At 42.8% G+C, this 14,208-nt stretch carries 13 protein-coding genes; 11 read left to right on the top strand and 2 right to left on the bottom strand.

Going from position 1 to position 14,208, the window contains the following annotated elements:
• Positions 1–47: 47 nt before the first annotated feature.
• From lon to ACLFKQ_RS13770, 8 genes are all read left to right on the top strand, one after another.
• Positions 48–2,588 (top strand): endopeptidase La, encoded by a 2,541-nt coding sequence (gene lon, locus ACLFKQ_RS13805; protein WP_449000396.1) that lies wholly within the window; start codon positions 48–50, stop codon positions 2,586–2,588.
• Between the two features lie 14 nt (positions 2,589–2,602).
• Positions 2,603–3,124 (top strand): universal stress protein, encoded by a 522-nt coding sequence (locus tag ACLFKQ_RS13800; RefSeq protein WP_449000395.1) that lies wholly within the window; start codon positions 2,603–2,605, stop codon positions 3,122–3,124.
• 25 nt (positions 3,125–3,149) lie between these two features.
• Positions 3,150–3,608 (top strand): hypothetical protein, encoded by a 459-nt coding sequence (locus tag ACLFKQ_RS13795; RefSeq protein WP_449000394.1) that lies wholly within the window; start codon positions 3,150–3,152, stop codon positions 3,606–3,608.
• Between the two features lie 678 nt (positions 3,609–4,286).
• Entirely contained in the window at positions 4,287–4,868 is a 582-nt protein-coding gene (locus tag ACLFKQ_RS13790) for a DUF2808 domain-containing protein (protein WP_449000393.1), read from the top strand.
• 14 nt (positions 4,869–4,882) lie between these two features.
• Positions 4,883–5,437 carry a hypothetical protein gene (locus tag ACLFKQ_RS13785; protein WP_449000392.1) on the top strand — a complete coding sequence of 185 codons (555 nt, stop codon included), beginning with the start codon at positions 4,883–4,885 and terminating at the stop codon, positions 5,435–5,437.
• A 317-nt stretch (positions 5,438–5,754) separates the two neighbouring features.
• A complete protein-coding gene (locus ACLFKQ_RS13780; RefSeq protein WP_449000391.1) occupies positions 5,755–6,513 on the top strand; it encodes a TVP38/TMEM64 family protein in 759 nt (252 codons plus the stop codon).
• Position 6,514: 1 nt separating this feature from the next.
• A complete protein-coding gene (locus ACLFKQ_RS13775) occupies positions 6,515–7,294 on the top strand; it encodes a TVP38/TMEM64 family protein (RefSeq protein ID WP_449000390.1) in 780 nt (259 codons plus the stop codon).
• A 42-nt stretch (positions 7,295–7,336) separates the two neighbouring features.
• The gene (locus tag ACLFKQ_RS13770) at positions 7,337–8,881 is read left to right on the top strand and encodes a mercuric reductase (protein ID WP_449000389.1); all 1,545 of its coding nucleotides are present in this window, start codon (positions 7,337–7,339) and stop codon (positions 8,879–8,881) included.
• A gap of 59 nt (positions 8,882–8,940) precedes the next feature.
• Here ACLFKQ_RS13770 and ACLFKQ_RS13765 read toward each other — a convergent pair whose 3' ends face one another.
• On the bottom strand, positions 8,941–9,927 hold the full coding sequence (locus ACLFKQ_RS13765) for a zinc-dependent alcohol dehydrogenase family protein (RefSeq protein WP_449000388.1): 987 nt from the start codon (positions 9,925–9,927) through the stop codon (positions 8,941–8,943).
• A gap of 664 nt (positions 9,928–10,591) precedes the next feature.
• Here ACLFKQ_RS13765 and ACLFKQ_RS13760 point away from each other — a divergent pair.
• From ACLFKQ_RS13760 to aroQ, 3 genes are read left to right on the top strand one after another with little or no spacing between them, the layout of a single operon-like run.
• Complete coding sequence (locus tag ACLFKQ_RS13760; RefSeq protein WP_449000387.1) at positions 10,592–11,281, top strand: phosphoribosyltransferase; 690 nt, start codon at positions 10,592–10,594, stop codon at positions 11,279–11,281.
• 31 nt (positions 11,282–11,312) lie between these two features.
• Positions 11,313–13,238 (top strand): ATP-dependent zinc metalloprotease FtsH, encoded by a 1,926-nt coding sequence (gene ftsH, locus ACLFKQ_RS13755; RefSeq protein WP_449000386.1) that lies wholly within the window; start codon positions 11,313–11,315, stop codon positions 13,236–13,238.
• Between the two features lie 40 nt (positions 13,239–13,278).
• Entirely contained in the window at positions 13,279–13,737 is a 459-nt protein-coding gene (gene aroQ, locus ACLFKQ_RS13750) for a type II 3-dehydroquinate dehydratase (protein WP_449000385.1), read from the top strand.
• A gap of 46 nt (positions 13,738–13,783) precedes the next feature.
• Here aroQ and ACLFKQ_RS13745 read toward each other — a convergent pair whose 3' ends face one another.
• Positions 13,784–14,035, bottom strand: coding sequence for a hypothetical protein (locus ACLFKQ_RS13745; RefSeq protein ID WP_449000384.1), 252 nt, complete (start codon positions 14,033–14,035; stop codon positions 13,784–13,786).
• Positions 14,036–14,208: the final 173 nt, after the last annotated feature.

The raw sequence follows: 14,208 nt of genomic DNA, 5'->3' as shown, positions 1-14,208 counted from the left end.
AATTTTTAGCTTAGAAGGCAAATAGCGCTCGACTGCCAAAAAATCTGGTGGTAGAACGGGGTCTTCAGCTGCAAGAGGTGGTAATTATGTACTACGCTGCTCCCCTATTTTTTAACAAACGAAACAAGCTAGAAACGAGCTTGTTGCTTCCCCTGCGTAATGTCGTGTTGTTACCAGGAATTACTCTACCGGTGGTGGCAGGAAAACCACGTTCGGTTGCAGTTGTAGAATCCACCATGCTAACGGAAAATCAACAGCTAATTGTAACTGCAATTCGACCAGAAGCCCAAAAACGATGGGAAGGATCGGCAACAGCAGAAATTGAAGACTTGAAGGAGATATATTCCATAGCCACTCTGGCAGTGGTTCACCAACTCAGACGCTTACCGATGGGGCTAGTGCAACTAATTGTTGAAGGTTTAGAACGAGTCGAGATCGCAGAATTAGTTCAAACCAATCCTACCTACGAAGTTAAATTTAGAAGACTACCAGCCCTCGATCGCCAAACTGCTTTAGAACGAGGAACCGAAGAGCAAACTATCGAAGCCCTAACCCATGCGATCGAAGCTCTGTGGACAGAAGCAGCTGAAATCGATCCCAAATTTCCCGAAGAACTGTTAGCTGCAATTCTCAATCATCAAGGAGCGGCTCAACTTGCCTATCAAACCTCGGTATTGCTGCAACAAGATCTAGCCACTACCCAGGCACTTTTAGAAGAAGGAGATTTGGAAAAACTCTTACGTCAAATCCTGTCGGATTTACAACAAGCAATAGAAGTTCAAAAGCTACAGGGAGAAATTTTAGGAGAAACTAAAAAAGAGCTAGATCAGCAACAGAAAGAATTCTTTTTACGGCAGCAACTCAAAAAAATTCAAGAAGAACTAGGAGAAACCGACCCAGATAAACAAGAAATTGCCGAACTGCGATCGCGCCTAGAGGCAGCAAAATTACCCGAAGTAGTTGAAAAGCAAGTCAAAAGAGAATTAGACCGTTTAGAAAGAGTCAGTAGTGCTTCGGCTGAAGGAGGAGTAATTCGCACTTATCTCGACTGGTTATTAGAAATGCCTTGGCATCAACAGGTAGAAGACAATCTCGATCTAGATAATGCCAGAACTATTTTAGATGAAGATCATTATGGATTAGATAAAATCAAACAACGGATTATTGAACACCTAGCTACCTTCAAACTTAAAAAACTCGCGCAACAGAAACAGAGTTTAGCCTCTGCTAATAAGAAGCCTAGCTCCTACACAGTCGGTACGGTAATTTGTTTTATCGGTCCTCCCGGAGTAGGTAAAACCAGTCTGGGACAGTCGATCGCCCGTGCTTTGGGCAGACCATTCGAGCGTATTAGTTTGGGCGGATTGCGAGATGAAGCCGAATTGCGCGGTCATCGTCGCACCTATATTGGAGCGATGCCAGGTCGCATCGTCCAGGCCTTACATCGAGCGGGAGTAAATAATCCGGTAGTTATGCTGGATGAGTTGGACAAAGTGGGGATGGATTATCGGGGCGATCCCGCCTCGGTATTATTAGAAATTCTCGATCCGCAGCAAAATCATAGTTTCCGCGATCTCTATTTGGATTTAGATTTCGATCTCTCACGAGTGCTGTTTATCGGTACCGCTAATGACCTAGCCAATGTTCCTCCACCCCTTCTAGATCGTCTAGAAATTCTCGAACTGTCTGGCTATTCCCAACAGGAAAAAGTCAAAATTGCCCAGAAATACTTGCTACCGCGACAGATCTCTAAAGCGGGACTGCCAGATGATGCTTTGCAGCTTCCCGAATCGACTCTCAACTTAGTTATCGAATACTATACCCGCGAAGCAGGAGTAAGAAAATTAGAGCAGCAACTAGCTACTCTTTGCCGCAAGGTTGCCGTACGCTATGCTCTAGGGGAAACCAATCCTCAGCTCATCCATCCCGAACAACTAGAAGAATTACTAGGTACCAGACAGTATCTCAAAGAAGAAATGCGTTCGGAAAGTAAACCCGGTGTCGCCACCGGTCTTGCCTGGACGGTACAGGGGGGAGAAATTTTATTTATCGAAGCCGTATTGCTACCACAGGGAGAAGATCTAACTCTGACCGGTCAACTGGGAGAAGTAATGCAAGAATCGGCTGAAATTGCCCGTTCTTATGTCTGGTCCCAAGCGTCAACTTGGGGCATTGACTCGAAAGCTTTTAAAGATAATGGTTTGCACCTGCACGTTCCCGCAGGAGCCATCCCCAAAGACGGACCTTCGGCTGGTGTGACCATGGTCGTGGCGATCGCTTCTCTGTTAATGCACGAGCCAGTTCGTAGCGATACGGCCATGACTGGAGAAATTAATCTGAGCGGCGAAGTTCTACCGATTGGTGGCGTACGGGAAAAGGTTTTAGCTGCTAGGAGAGTGGGAATTAAACGGATTATCCTACCTCGGCACAATGAAAAAGATCTAGCTGACGTTCCAGAAGATGTGCGCCAACAGATGGAGTATATTTTTTGCGATCGCATCGAACAAGTGTTAGCCAATGCCTTAGTAAGTCATCGGAAAGTTGAATTCAATGATACTAATGGCAGTCTGATACTCAGTAGTTCTTAGTTAGGGAGATAATTATGTTTGAGAAAATTTTAGTAGCCTTGGATCGTTCGTCGGAAGCATCAGCAGTTTTCAATTTTGCTTTATCTATAGCTAAACCAGCAAGTCAAATGTTGCTAGTACATTTTATCGACTGGCAGATGCAAGATGGATCTCCTTGGCTCGGCTTGGGGACTCTGTACGATGTAGATTTAACAGGCGAGCGCTACGATTGGGGTCGCCAGCAACTACAACAAGAAATCGAACTGGGTAAAACTTGGCTAGAAACTTATACTCGACAAACCAACTCCCAGGGGATTGACTGTGAATCTGAATGCCGAGTAGGTAATTGTAATTTGGGAATTGGCGATCGCGCTAAGGAATGGGGTGCAGATTTAATCGTCATCGGTCGCAGAGGTCATAAAAACCTGTCGGAAATCCTTCTAGGCAGTGTCAGTAACTATGTAATTCATCATGCTCCTTGCTCGATTTTGGTGGTACAGGGAACTGAAACTACAGAAGCAGATGAGATGACTGAGGTTAGAGAGATTAGTGGTTAGTAGTTAGTGGTTTTGGTAACGAAAGATGTTAAGAAGCGATTCAGTAAACTATCGAGAAAAAATTATCGCTTTATGGACGGCGTTTCTGTTGGGAATTGTCTTCCATACCCAATTAGCTTTGATGCCATTATTTCACGGTATTGATGTAGCTCTTGTAGGACACCATCACCAACAAACTGCAACTATGGCAGAGATTGCCCCAATTTTATGGGGAATGTGGTTATTTTTTATTGTGCCGATGCTAGCGATTGTTGGTACTGCATTTTACAATTCTAAGCGCTATCGGGTGTTTCATTTTGGTTTGACTTTAGTTTATACAGTTTTGAATTTTCTTCATGTAGTCTTGGATTTATCAGTCACACCCATCGCTTGGTATCAAATTGGTTTAATGGTACTGTTATTTTTTATTGGCATTTTATTAAATGTCGTTTCCTATGAATGGATGCGAATGAATTCTCGTGGTTCTCAGGTAACTATCAAATAATAGCTAGTTAAATTGGCTTTAACATGAAATACTTAAATCTTTGCTATAGATAGAGCATCTACAATAAAGTCTATCCTGTAACCATGAAATTATTAATGGAGCTAAGGGCGGTAATACTTAAGCCAGCTTTTGTCTTGACTACTCGAGATTGTCAAACAAACCCGATTCGAGATACTGTTTAATTTTTCGCCACAATCTAAGAACTTTAAAAAGGGAAAACGGATTAGCTCCACAGTTCTTGTCAAGGGATTAAATCGAGGAAAATAAGGTGTTGAAATAGCCCAATTATCGAATCGGCAGTTCTAGCGCCAATATTTTATTGAATTAGATGTAGTTGCTTTGAAACTGTTGTTACTTTGTTTTAGTTTAATTTCAGTTTAGTTGTTGAAGCCTTTTTTTCTGAGAATTTTCTCATCTAATTATCAAGCAAAATTTAGATAACTATATTCAAATAGAAATAGGAAATAAATTATAAATCTCGCTTAAATATGTCCAGAAAAAACTCAGGTTGAACGGAAAACTAAGAACTAAAAAACAAAAGTAGATCTGAATAACCTTGATAACCACAAATTAGAGATAAGTAATTTATTTGCCTATATTGGTAAACAATATTTGGCAAACAATAATCGAATATTTACTTGCAGAGAAAGTACAATCGCAAGCAATTTGGAGGAAAAAATGTCTTTAACTATTCCAAAAACTTTTCGCAAATTCACTAAAAAAAATGTACTATTTGCCGGTTCTTTAGCTTTAGCCATACTGCTACCCAGTAGTTTTTCATCTGCTAAAGCTTTCGAACTGGGTGACGGACGCAGAGTCTTTAGCAGAGCGCCGATTCTAACTCGCTCCGCTACTAGTTTTTCGGCTGCAAATACTCCAGCTACTTACCAATTTACGATTAAAGTACCTGAAGATGCAGATGAAGCACTCAAAGCAGTTACCATTTCTCCGAAGCAAAGAGCTAAAGATATTAATTTTGACGTAAGTGACAGTCGAGCTTTTATGGGAGATAGCTTTGCGGGTGGAACCGAACTTTCCTTAGCAAATATTGGTGGTAGTCAAATGAAAGACTCTAATGAGGTAACCGTCGTTTTTGACGAGCCAATCGAACCAGGAAATACGGTTACGGTTTCCCTTGAAGCTAAAAAAAATCCCAATATAGGAGGAGTATATCTATTTGGCGTTACCGCTTTCCCCGAAGGAGAAAATAGCCCCGGTCTATATTTAGGTTCGGGTCGGGTACATGTTTACCAAAATTAAAGTAGATTTAACTTATGAAACGTGTAATGCTCAGTAGTTTATCTATCCTGCTATTTTCTGCCCTGGTATCGCCTGTAGTCAAAGCAGAGGCTAACAGCAGTAGCGACAAAGAAAACCAAAACCACGTTCGGCAAGTTTTAATCGCACAGGAGCGAGAGACTTCTCAAGAGTTGATGGCTATTGCTGACAATGGTACTCCAGAAGATTTGGCACGAGAGGAATGGCTTGCCGCTAATGGCGAAGTTTCAGTCTCGGAGATTAATGCTGACAGTTACACAGTTACGGTCGAAGCTAGCAATCTAATACCTAATGGACTTTACACCTTATGGTGGGTCAATAAGCAAATCGTAGGTATGGATATGGGTCCAGCAGGAGGACTTCCAAATAACCAATTCAGAGCCGACAGTGAGGGCAACGCTACTACAACTATTAGCGTACCTGCCAATAATGATTATCAAACCTTAGTCGCTGCTTATCACGCCGATGACCAGACACACGGTGAAATACCTGGGGAAATGGGCGAAGTTACCTTCGGTCATCTCAGGGGAGATTTTCCCCAACCCAATTAGGTCGCTAGTACTGCGGCACGGAACTAAAAATTCAACAAACTTGAATGGCAAGTTTTAAACTAATTCCAATGGTCGGTTTATTCCATGCCGTACTAGATAGTAAGGCGTTGGTCAGTGCGTAATGCTTTTGATGGAATTGCCCAGGAAAAATTAATGATTGAGTAACCTTCTACTCAAGTCAAAACTAAAGCCGACGCGATTGCTAAACTGGCGGGAGTCCACACTGATGCAATTATTGAATATCTTAGAGCGACCACAACTGTCTCCTACACCGATCCTTGAGGGCGATCGCGTCATAGCTATCTGAAGCAAAACCAATGACTAAACCCAATCAACGGAGATGTAATTCGAGGCTAAAACTAATTTCAATCGGTAGTCTAGTCATTGTTGTAATCTTGATTATTCAGCAATTAAATTTACCGCAACTCCTGCAAACCTGGTCGATCTGGGTAGAAGAACTCGGTGCTGTCGGTGCGATCGCCTATATTGGGATCTACAATCTAGCAACATTACTTTTTGTACCTGGTTCTATTTTGTCGATTAAGGGAGGTTGTTTGTTTGGTCTTTGGCAAGGCTCGGCTTATGTGTTAATTGCTGCTATCTGTGGCGCGACTTGGGCTTTTCTTCTGGGACGCTATCTATCGCGAGAATGGATTTGCCGGAAGATTGGCAAAAATTCTAAATTTCAGGCAATCGATCGAGCGGTTGGTCGAGAGGGTTGGAAAATCGTTCTCTTGACTCGTCTTTCTCCTATATTTCCTTTTAATCTTTTGAATTATGTTTTTGGAGTTACGCGGATTTCTTTCCAGAACTATATATTAGGTTCGGTCGGTATGATTCCAGGAACCATAATGTATGTCTATATCGGTTCTCTAGCTACTGACCTGGCTACGCTCGAGCTGTCTAATCTTCCTATTAATAACAGGACTAAAATTTTACAGTGGATAATTCGCATTATTGGGGTGCTAGCCACTGTTACCGTAACGGTTTATACGTCACGCCTTGCCAAGAAAGCTTTGGAACAAAGTATCGTAGAAGATGAAGAGGTTGCCCATAATACGTCAAAAAAGCAATAAAATGATAACTAATATTCGGATCGTAAACTGGCAAAAGCTCTTGAAACTGGCTTTTTTATTCCTATTTACTTTCGGCATCGCTCTGAGTTTTGCTGTCGATCCAGCTTTAGGTCAAGAGTCTGCTAATGGAGTTGGATTTAATCCACAAGAATGGTTGCGAAATGCTTTAGAGTGGATCGATAGTCTCGGTGCACTGGGTGTGATCGCCTTTATCCTTCTCTACATCATTGCCACTGTCGCTTTCCTACCAGGTTCGATCCTCACCCTAGGAGCTGGTGTCGTCTTCGGTGTGGTTATGGGTTCGATTTATGTCTTCATCGGAGCTACTTTGGGGGCGACGGCAGCTTTTCTCGTCGGACGCTATTTGGCACGGGGCTGGGTTGCTCAGAAAATTGAAAGCAACCAGAAATTTCAGGCGGTCGATCGAGCTGTCGGACGAGAGGGACTCAAAATCGTTCTCCTGACTCGTCTCTCACCGATATTTCCCTTCAATTTATTGAACTACGCCTATGGAATCACCGGAGTTTCTCTAAAAGACTACGTTATCGGTTCTGTGGGCATGATTCCCGGAACGATTATGTACGTTTATCTCGGTTCTCTAGCGGGTAGTCTGGCAACCCTCGGCACTGAGGCTCAACCTGCCAATCCTACTATACAGTGGACGATTCGGATTATCGGCTTTATCGCTACGGTAGCTGTCACGCTGTATGTAACTAAAATTGCCCGAAAAGCTTTAGAAGAGGAAGTCTTAGAACCTGAAGAAGAAAAAGTCGCGAAATAAACCGGAAAATTAAGTAGAAACATCATATTCAAGGAGTTATCGATGTCAAATTCAGCCTTTCAAAAGGTAACCGTTCCACCGATGGACGAACACAACCAAAAGTTAGTTTCTCACGTGCATCCCCCGGATTGGGTCAATCCTCAGCCAAGCGATCGCTACGACTTAGTCGTCATTGGTGCGGGTACGGCAGGCTTAGTCGTCGCGGCAGGTGCAGCAGGTTTGGACGTGGGTTTGAAAGTCGCCCTGGTGGAAAAGCATCTGATGGGAGGGGACTGTTTGAATGTCGGTTGCGTTCCTTCTAAGTGTACGATCCGCTCTTCGCGGGTTGTCGCCCAAATGATGGAAGCAGAAGCATTTGGCATTGGTTCTCCAGAACAAATCGACGTAGATTTTCCTGCCGTGATGGAACGGATGCGCAAGCTGCGGGCGAAGATCAGCCCCCATGATTCGGCGCGACGGTTTCAAAAACTGGGCATTGATGTCTTTTTAGGTGCGGGTCGTTTTTTACGTAACAACCGGATTGAAGTTGAGGGTAAGACTTTACAGTATAAAAAGGCTGTGATTGCCACAGGGGGTAGAGCCGCACGACCCGATATTGAGGGACTAAGCGAAGCAAGATTTCTCACTAATGAAACGGTTTTTTCTCTGACCGAACGTCCCCAACGCCTCGCGGTTATCGGCGGCGGTCCGATTGGTTGCGAATTGGCTCAAGCTTTCTGTCGCTTGGGATCTCAGGCAGTTCTGTTCCACCGACATTCTCATCTTTTAAATAAAGAAGATGCCGATGCGGCTGAAATCGTCCAAAATAATTTCATCAAAGAAAAAATTCAGTTAGTCTTAGATTCTCAAATCCAGAGGGTAGAAACAAGCCCTGAAGGTAAGACTCTTTACTATACTCACAATGGTAAATCCGGAGCAGTTACCGTCGATGAAATTTTAATTGGTGCGGGAAGGGCTCCTAATGTAGAAGGTTTAAACTTAGAAGCAGTTGGGGTAGAGTACGATCGCCATGGCGTTAAAGTTAATGACTATCTCCAGACGACTAACTCCAAGATTTACGCTGCCGGAGATATTTGCATGAAATGGAAGTTTACCCATGCAGCCGATGCCGCAGCCAGAATAGTGATTAAAAATACTTTGTTTTCTCCTTTTGGCTTGGGACGTTCTAAACTGAGCAATCTCGTCATGCCTTGGGTGACTTACACCGATCCAGAAATTGCCCATGTAGGTATGTACGAACATGAGGCTCAATCTCAAGGAATTGATGTTAACACTATAAAAATTCCTTTAAGTGAAATCGATCGCGCGATCGCCGATGGCGAAGAATCGGGATTTGTTAAAATTCATCACCAACGGGGAAAAGATAAAATTCTCGGAGCAACTATTGTCGCTCGTCATGCTGGAGAAATGATTAGTGAAGTGACTACAGCCATAGTTAACCAGGTTGGTTTAAATGGATTATCGAATGTAATTCATCCCTATCCCACTCAAGCTGAAGGAATTAAGAAAGCAGCAGATACCTATCGTCGCACTCTTCTAACACCTAACACCAAAAAATTCTTAGGATTACTGACAAAATTATCTTGAGACAATATGCCCTCAAGCTTATAAAAATTCTGAGTCGGTAAGGGCAACTTGAAGATTAATTAGTCTATTACTAGTACCGCTGCGCCATTAATCTGACCAGTACGTAACGCCTCTAAAGCTTCATTTGCTTGTGATAAAGGGAAGGGAGTAACTTCAGTCCTAATGGGAATTTGCGGGGCTAAAGCCAAGAACTCTTCCCCATCTCGGCGAGTTAAATTAGCAACAGAACGCAAAACTCTTTCCTGCCATAAAATCTGATAGGAAAAGCTAGGAATCTCACTCATGTGAATGCCGGCGCAAACTACTGTGCCCCCTTTAGCTACTGCTTTAAGTGCCGCAGGAACTAGTTTACCTACAGGAGCAAAGATAATCGCTGCGTCTAATTCTTCTGGTGGTAATTCTTCAGAACCCCCAGCCCACAATGCACCGAGCTCTCGAGCAAACTTTTGTCCTTGAAGATCCCCCGAACGAGTAAAGGCGTAGACTCGTTTATTCTGATAAACTGCTAGCTGAACTAAAATATGAGCTGCCGCACCAAAGCCATAAAAACCAAGGCTTTCTGCCTCTCCGGTCATGCGATAAGAGCGATAGCCAATTAATCCCGCACAGAGCAACGGTGCTGCTTGTAAATCGGGAAAACCATCGGGAATTGAGAAACAAAAATTTTCGTCGGCAACGGCATATTCTGCATAACCACCATTGAGATCGTAGCCCGTAAATAAAGGGCGATCGCAGAGGTTTTCTTTGCCACTCAGACAGTAGCGACAATTACTGCAGGTATGACCCAGCCAAGGTACGCCAACACGCTCGCCTACAGAAAATTTAGTCGCTTTTGCTCCAGTTTCTACTACCGTTCCTACAATTTGATGACCCAAAACCAGAGGAAGTTTGGGTTTAGCCAGCTCGCCATCAACGATATGTAAATCCGTGCGACACACGCCGCAAACATGAACTTCGAGCAATACTTGTTCGGGTTGTGGTTTGGGTATGGGTAGTTCATCTTCTCGTAGCGGCTGACCTACCCCATCAAAAATTATGGCACGCATAGGGACGATCGAACATAAATAACTTCTAATTTAACGATAGCAAAATACTAAAATATTTAAAGCAACGCTATTTTTTAATAGGAATCGATTTAGTCAAAAAAATATTTACTTTTGTAAAATAACTGGACTGTTCGAGAATTAAATCAGGATTTTTGTTAGTATATATTTAAGAGTTTAGGTCAATCCCCATTTCACCATAAATGCAAATGTATGTAGTTACACCTTTTAAAAAGGTAATACTAAACTAGAAAATGTGAAAAAGCAAATAAGAAGTGAAAAGTGGTAAAGCCGTAAACTCAAGATCGCCAAGGTCGAGGAGGAAACCTTGAACGACCAAATAGAAAATAAGTAACGGGGTGAGTTTATTAAGAAATTCACCCCGCCTTGTTATATGTATTTATAATTTCCAAGCATTATTTAAATTGAATATCTCAAAAAGAGAAATTAGAAACTAGAGAACGATCGACGGGTTAAGTCTAAATGTTTATCTGCTAAAAATTTAAACTATGCGATTTCGATCGCCACTCATCATTTCCCTGGCTTTCCTATTAACTAAAACTCTCACAAGTTTCTCAAACTTCAGAGCTATTTTAAGGATAGACGAGAAATACAATATTTTTTGTTTGTTGGCGAGTAGGAAATTAAATTGAGGCAGGTAAATAAAATGAATACTATCTTGCCTAATAGGAAAGAAGCAGGTCGCAGACTAGCCAAAAAACTGACTGTTTATGCCAATCATCCCCAAGCAATAGTCTTGGGATTGCCTCGTGGAGGCGTACCAGTAGCCTATGAGATTGCTAGAGAATTGAATCTTCCTTTAGATGTTTGTTTGGTGAAAAAATTAGGTTTGCCAAGTTTTCCAGACACGGCGATGGGTGCAATTGCCGAAGCAGCATTAGTGCCCGACTATAGTGGCAAAATTACTATTATCAATGGAAATCTGGCTCAAATTCAAAAAGTCGGTCGAGAACAATTGAGGGCGATCGCCGCTAGAGAACACGCAGAATTGAGATGGCGCGATCGTTGTTATCGAAGTTTTCGACCCATGCTCAAAATTACCGATCGAGTAATTATTCTCGTTGATGATGGCATCACTACGGGACTGACCATGCAGGCTGCAGTTACTGCATTGAAGCGACATCAGCCCAAAAAAATTATCATTGCCACTCCAGTTGTTTCCAAGGTGGCACTGGAACGATTAAACCATCAGGTAAGCGAACTGGTTTGTCTAATCGTACCGAAGTACTTCAAAGCAGTAGACTTTTGCTATAAAGAGTTTCCTTCAATAAGCGATCGCCAAGTGTGCGAGTTACTGTTTCGAGAGACTCAAAAAACTCTAGCAGTAACTTATTAGTCAAACAACTTCATTTTTAGGAGTGCTATTTATGCCCAAACCCCAAGAACGAGATGGCAAATCTCAATCTAGACAGCGACCGAGTTTAACCCTAATTATTGCATCAATAATACTTATTTTATTTAGTTTATTATTACCTCAAGAGCCGCCCTCTGAGTCTCAACCCTATAGTAAATTTATCGACTTAGTTGAAGCTGATCGCGTCGAGCGAGTAAGTATTGGTTCCGATCGAATTGAATACACGCTCAAATCCCCAGCCTTAAGTAGCAAATCCGAGCGAGTTTTTACAACTACACCAGTGGCTCAAGATACAGAGTTACCTAAGCTACTCCGCGAACACCAAGTAGAATTTTCCGCGACTCGGACTGATAATGGCAATGGATTCTGGATAATTCTACAATTGTTATTTTTCTTCTTTTTGATGACTAGTTTAGGTAGTCTGATTTTCCAACGGAGTCGAGAAGGAGGAGCGAGTCCCTTTACTATCGGTAGAAGCCAAGCTCGTATTTATTCCGAAGGAAGTATGGACGTTACTTTTGATGATGTGGCAGGAGTAGATGAGGCGAAGACAGAACTACACGAAATCGTCGATTTTCTGCAACATGGAGCTAAATATATTCGTTTGGGGGCTAAAATACCCAAAGGAGTTTTATTAATCGGTCCTCCAGGCACGGGTAAGACTCTGCTAGCCAAAGCGATCGCTGGAGAAGCCAAAGTTCCTTTTTTTAGTATTTCTGGTTCGGAATTTATCGAGTTATTTGTCGGCGTCGGCGCTTCACGAGTACGGGATTTGTTCGATCGCGCCAAAAAACAAGCCCCTGCCATTGTCTTTATCGATGAATTAGATGCCTTGGGCAAGTCTCGCGCTGCTTCGGGAACTATTATGGGCGGTAACGACGAACGAGAACAGACTCTCAACCAACTACTCGCAGAAATGGATGGATTCGAACCCAATGCAGGAGTAATTCTATTAGCTGCTACCAACCGTCCTGAAGTTCTCGATCCGGCTTTATTGCGTCCCGGTCGTTTCGACCGCCGCATTCTCGTAGACCGACCCGATAAATCGGGAAGACTGGCGATTTTGGAAGTACACGCCCGGGACGTAAAATTAGCTGCGAATGTAGATTTAAATAAACTTGCCGCCCGGACACCAGGCTTTGCTGGCGCGGATTTAGCAAACTTAATCAATGAAGCGGCACTACTAGCTGCTCGACAAAATCGTCCTGCGGTAACAATGGAGGATTTTAACGAAGCCACAGAAAGAATTCTTACGGGTTTAGAAAAGAAATCACGTGTACTCAACGAAATCGAGAAAAAAACCGTCGCCTATCACGAAGTCGGTCATGCAATTGTCAGCAAGTTAATGCCCGGTACGGATACGATTGAAAAAATTTCGATCGTGCCTCGTGGCATTGGTGCATTGGGTTACACCTTGCAATTACCAGAAGAAGATCGTTTTTTAATGTTAGAAGACGAAATTCGCGGTCGAATTGCTACCCTACTTGGGGGACGTGCTGCTGAAGAACTAACTTTTGGTAAAATGTCTACAGGGGCTAGTGACGATATTCAAAAAGCCACCGACCTTGCCGAACGGTATGTAACTCTTTACGGGATGAGCGATCGCTTGGGTCCTATTGCCTTTGAAAAAATACAGCAGCAGTTTCTTGAAGGGATAACTAATCCTCGCCGTCAGGTCAGTCCTCAGATTGCCGAAGCGATCGATCGCGAAGTCAAATTAGTTATCGATGGCGCCCACCAAATCGCCGCCAACATTCTGGATGAAAATCGCCAACTCTTGACAACCCTAGCTCAAATCCTATTAGAACGAGAAATTTTAGAAGGAGAACCACTGCGATCGCACCTCAGCCAAGCTCAAAAAACTGCAGAGGTTGATAAATGGTTGCAAACGGGAAACTTTTCTATCGATCGGCAATTGGCTTCTAGTTTTTTACCATAAAATTGTCTGAGAAGTTAAGAGAGTTAGGTCAGAGGTAGCTTTGTCGCAGCTCAACATATTAGTATTGCACGGTCCTAATCTCAATTTATTAGGACGACGCGAACCAGAAGTCTACGGTTCGATGACCCTAGATTCTATAGATCGGCTTTTGCTAGAGGATGCCCGAAAACTACAAGTAAATATCTCCTGTTTGCAGTCCAATCACGAAGGGGTATTGGTAGACTCAATTCACCAAGCCACTGAGAAATATGAAGGAATTTTAATCAACGCCGGTGGTTATACCCATACTAGCGTAGCAATTCGGGATGCTATTGCTGCAGTAAAGATTCCCACTGTAGAAGTCCACCTCAGCAATATTTACCAACGAGAGCACTTTCGCCACCATTCTTATATTGCCCCAGTGGCAATCGGACAGATTAGTGGTTTTGGCGCAGATAGTTATCGTTTGGGTTTACAAGCTTTAGTAAATTATTTGAGTCAATTAAATAAGGCTACATAATACATTTATAAACTAGTGCAACTTCAAAAACTCATGCGATTGCCTATCATCCTAAGATCGAGCTAATGTATTGAGCGAGTTCGGTTAGATGTTCGATATTATCACAATATTCTTCGGCTCGATTTCGTTCCATGCCCATGTCATTTAAAAAGCCAACCATGCAGTTGTACATTGTGGCTTCGGCTAAATATTGTTCTTCGCCGCCACTATTTAGGTATTGTAGATATTCTCTAGCTCTCAATCCAAGTTCGTGATAGGTGGAATTGGCTAACAACCTGCTAAATCTGGTAAAATTCATAGGGCAATATCTTAGCTACTCTTTAAGTGTAGGAGTATTTCACTAGTACCAACAGTTTCGAGCGAGCTTCTCATAACGTTGTTAAGGTTAAGTCGCCAGTTAGGCTCGATGGCAACTCACTACACACTACCATTGACTAGAGGTGCAAAGGCTGCCTCGGCAGTAGCATTCAT

The sequence above is a fragment of the Myxosarcina sp. GI1(2024) genome, assembly GCF_053543375.1.
The sequence above is the reverse complement of the archived record's forward strand: the minus strand, read 5'-3'. Positions and strand labels throughout refer to the sequence as shown.

Bases quoted from the DNA above. Each gene is read 5' to 3' on its own strand.
- ACLFKQ_RS13775 (WP_449000390.1), top strand. From the start codon at position 6,515: ATGATAACTAATATTCGGATCGTAAACTGGCAAAAGCTCTTGAAACTG.
- ACLFKQ_RS13780 (WP_449000391.1), top strand. From the start codon at position 5,755: ATGACTAAACCCAATCAACGGAGATGTAATTCGAGGCTAAAACTAATT.
- ftsH (WP_449000386.1), top strand. From the start codon at position 11,313: ATGCCCAAACCCCAAGAACGAGATGGCAAATCTCAATCTAGACAGCGA.
- ACLFKQ_RS13770 (WP_449000389.1), top strand. From the start codon at position 7,337: ATGTCAAATTCAGCCTTTCAAAAGGTAACCGTTCCACCGATGGACGAA.
- ACLFKQ_RS13790 (WP_449000393.1), top strand. From the start codon at position 4,287: ATGTCTTTAACTATTCCAAAAACTTTTCGCAAATTCACTAAAAAAAAT.
- ACLFKQ_RS13800 (WP_449000395.1), top strand. From the start codon at position 2,603: ATGTTTGAGAAAATTTTAGTAGCCTTGGATCGTTCGTCGGAAGCATCA.
- ACLFKQ_RS13795 (WP_449000394.1), top strand. From the start codon at position 3,150: ATGTTAAGAAGCGATTCAGTAAACTATCGAGAAAAAATTATCGCTTTA.
- ACLFKQ_RS13760 (WP_449000387.1), top strand. From the start codon at position 10,592: ATGAATACTATCTTGCCTAATAGGAAAGAAGCAGGTCGCAGACTAGCC.
- ACLFKQ_RS13785 (WP_449000392.1), top strand. From the start codon at position 4,883: ATGAAACGTGTAATGCTCAGTAGTTTATCTATCCTGCTATTTTCTGCC.
- ACLFKQ_RS13765 (WP_449000388.1), bottom strand. From the start codon at position 9,927: ATGCGTGCCATAATTTTTGATGGGGTAGGTCAGCCGCTACGAGAAGAT.
- ACLFKQ_RS13745 (WP_449000384.1), bottom strand. From the start codon at position 14,035: ATGAATTTTACCAGATTTAGCAGGTTGTTAGCCAATTCCACCTATCAC.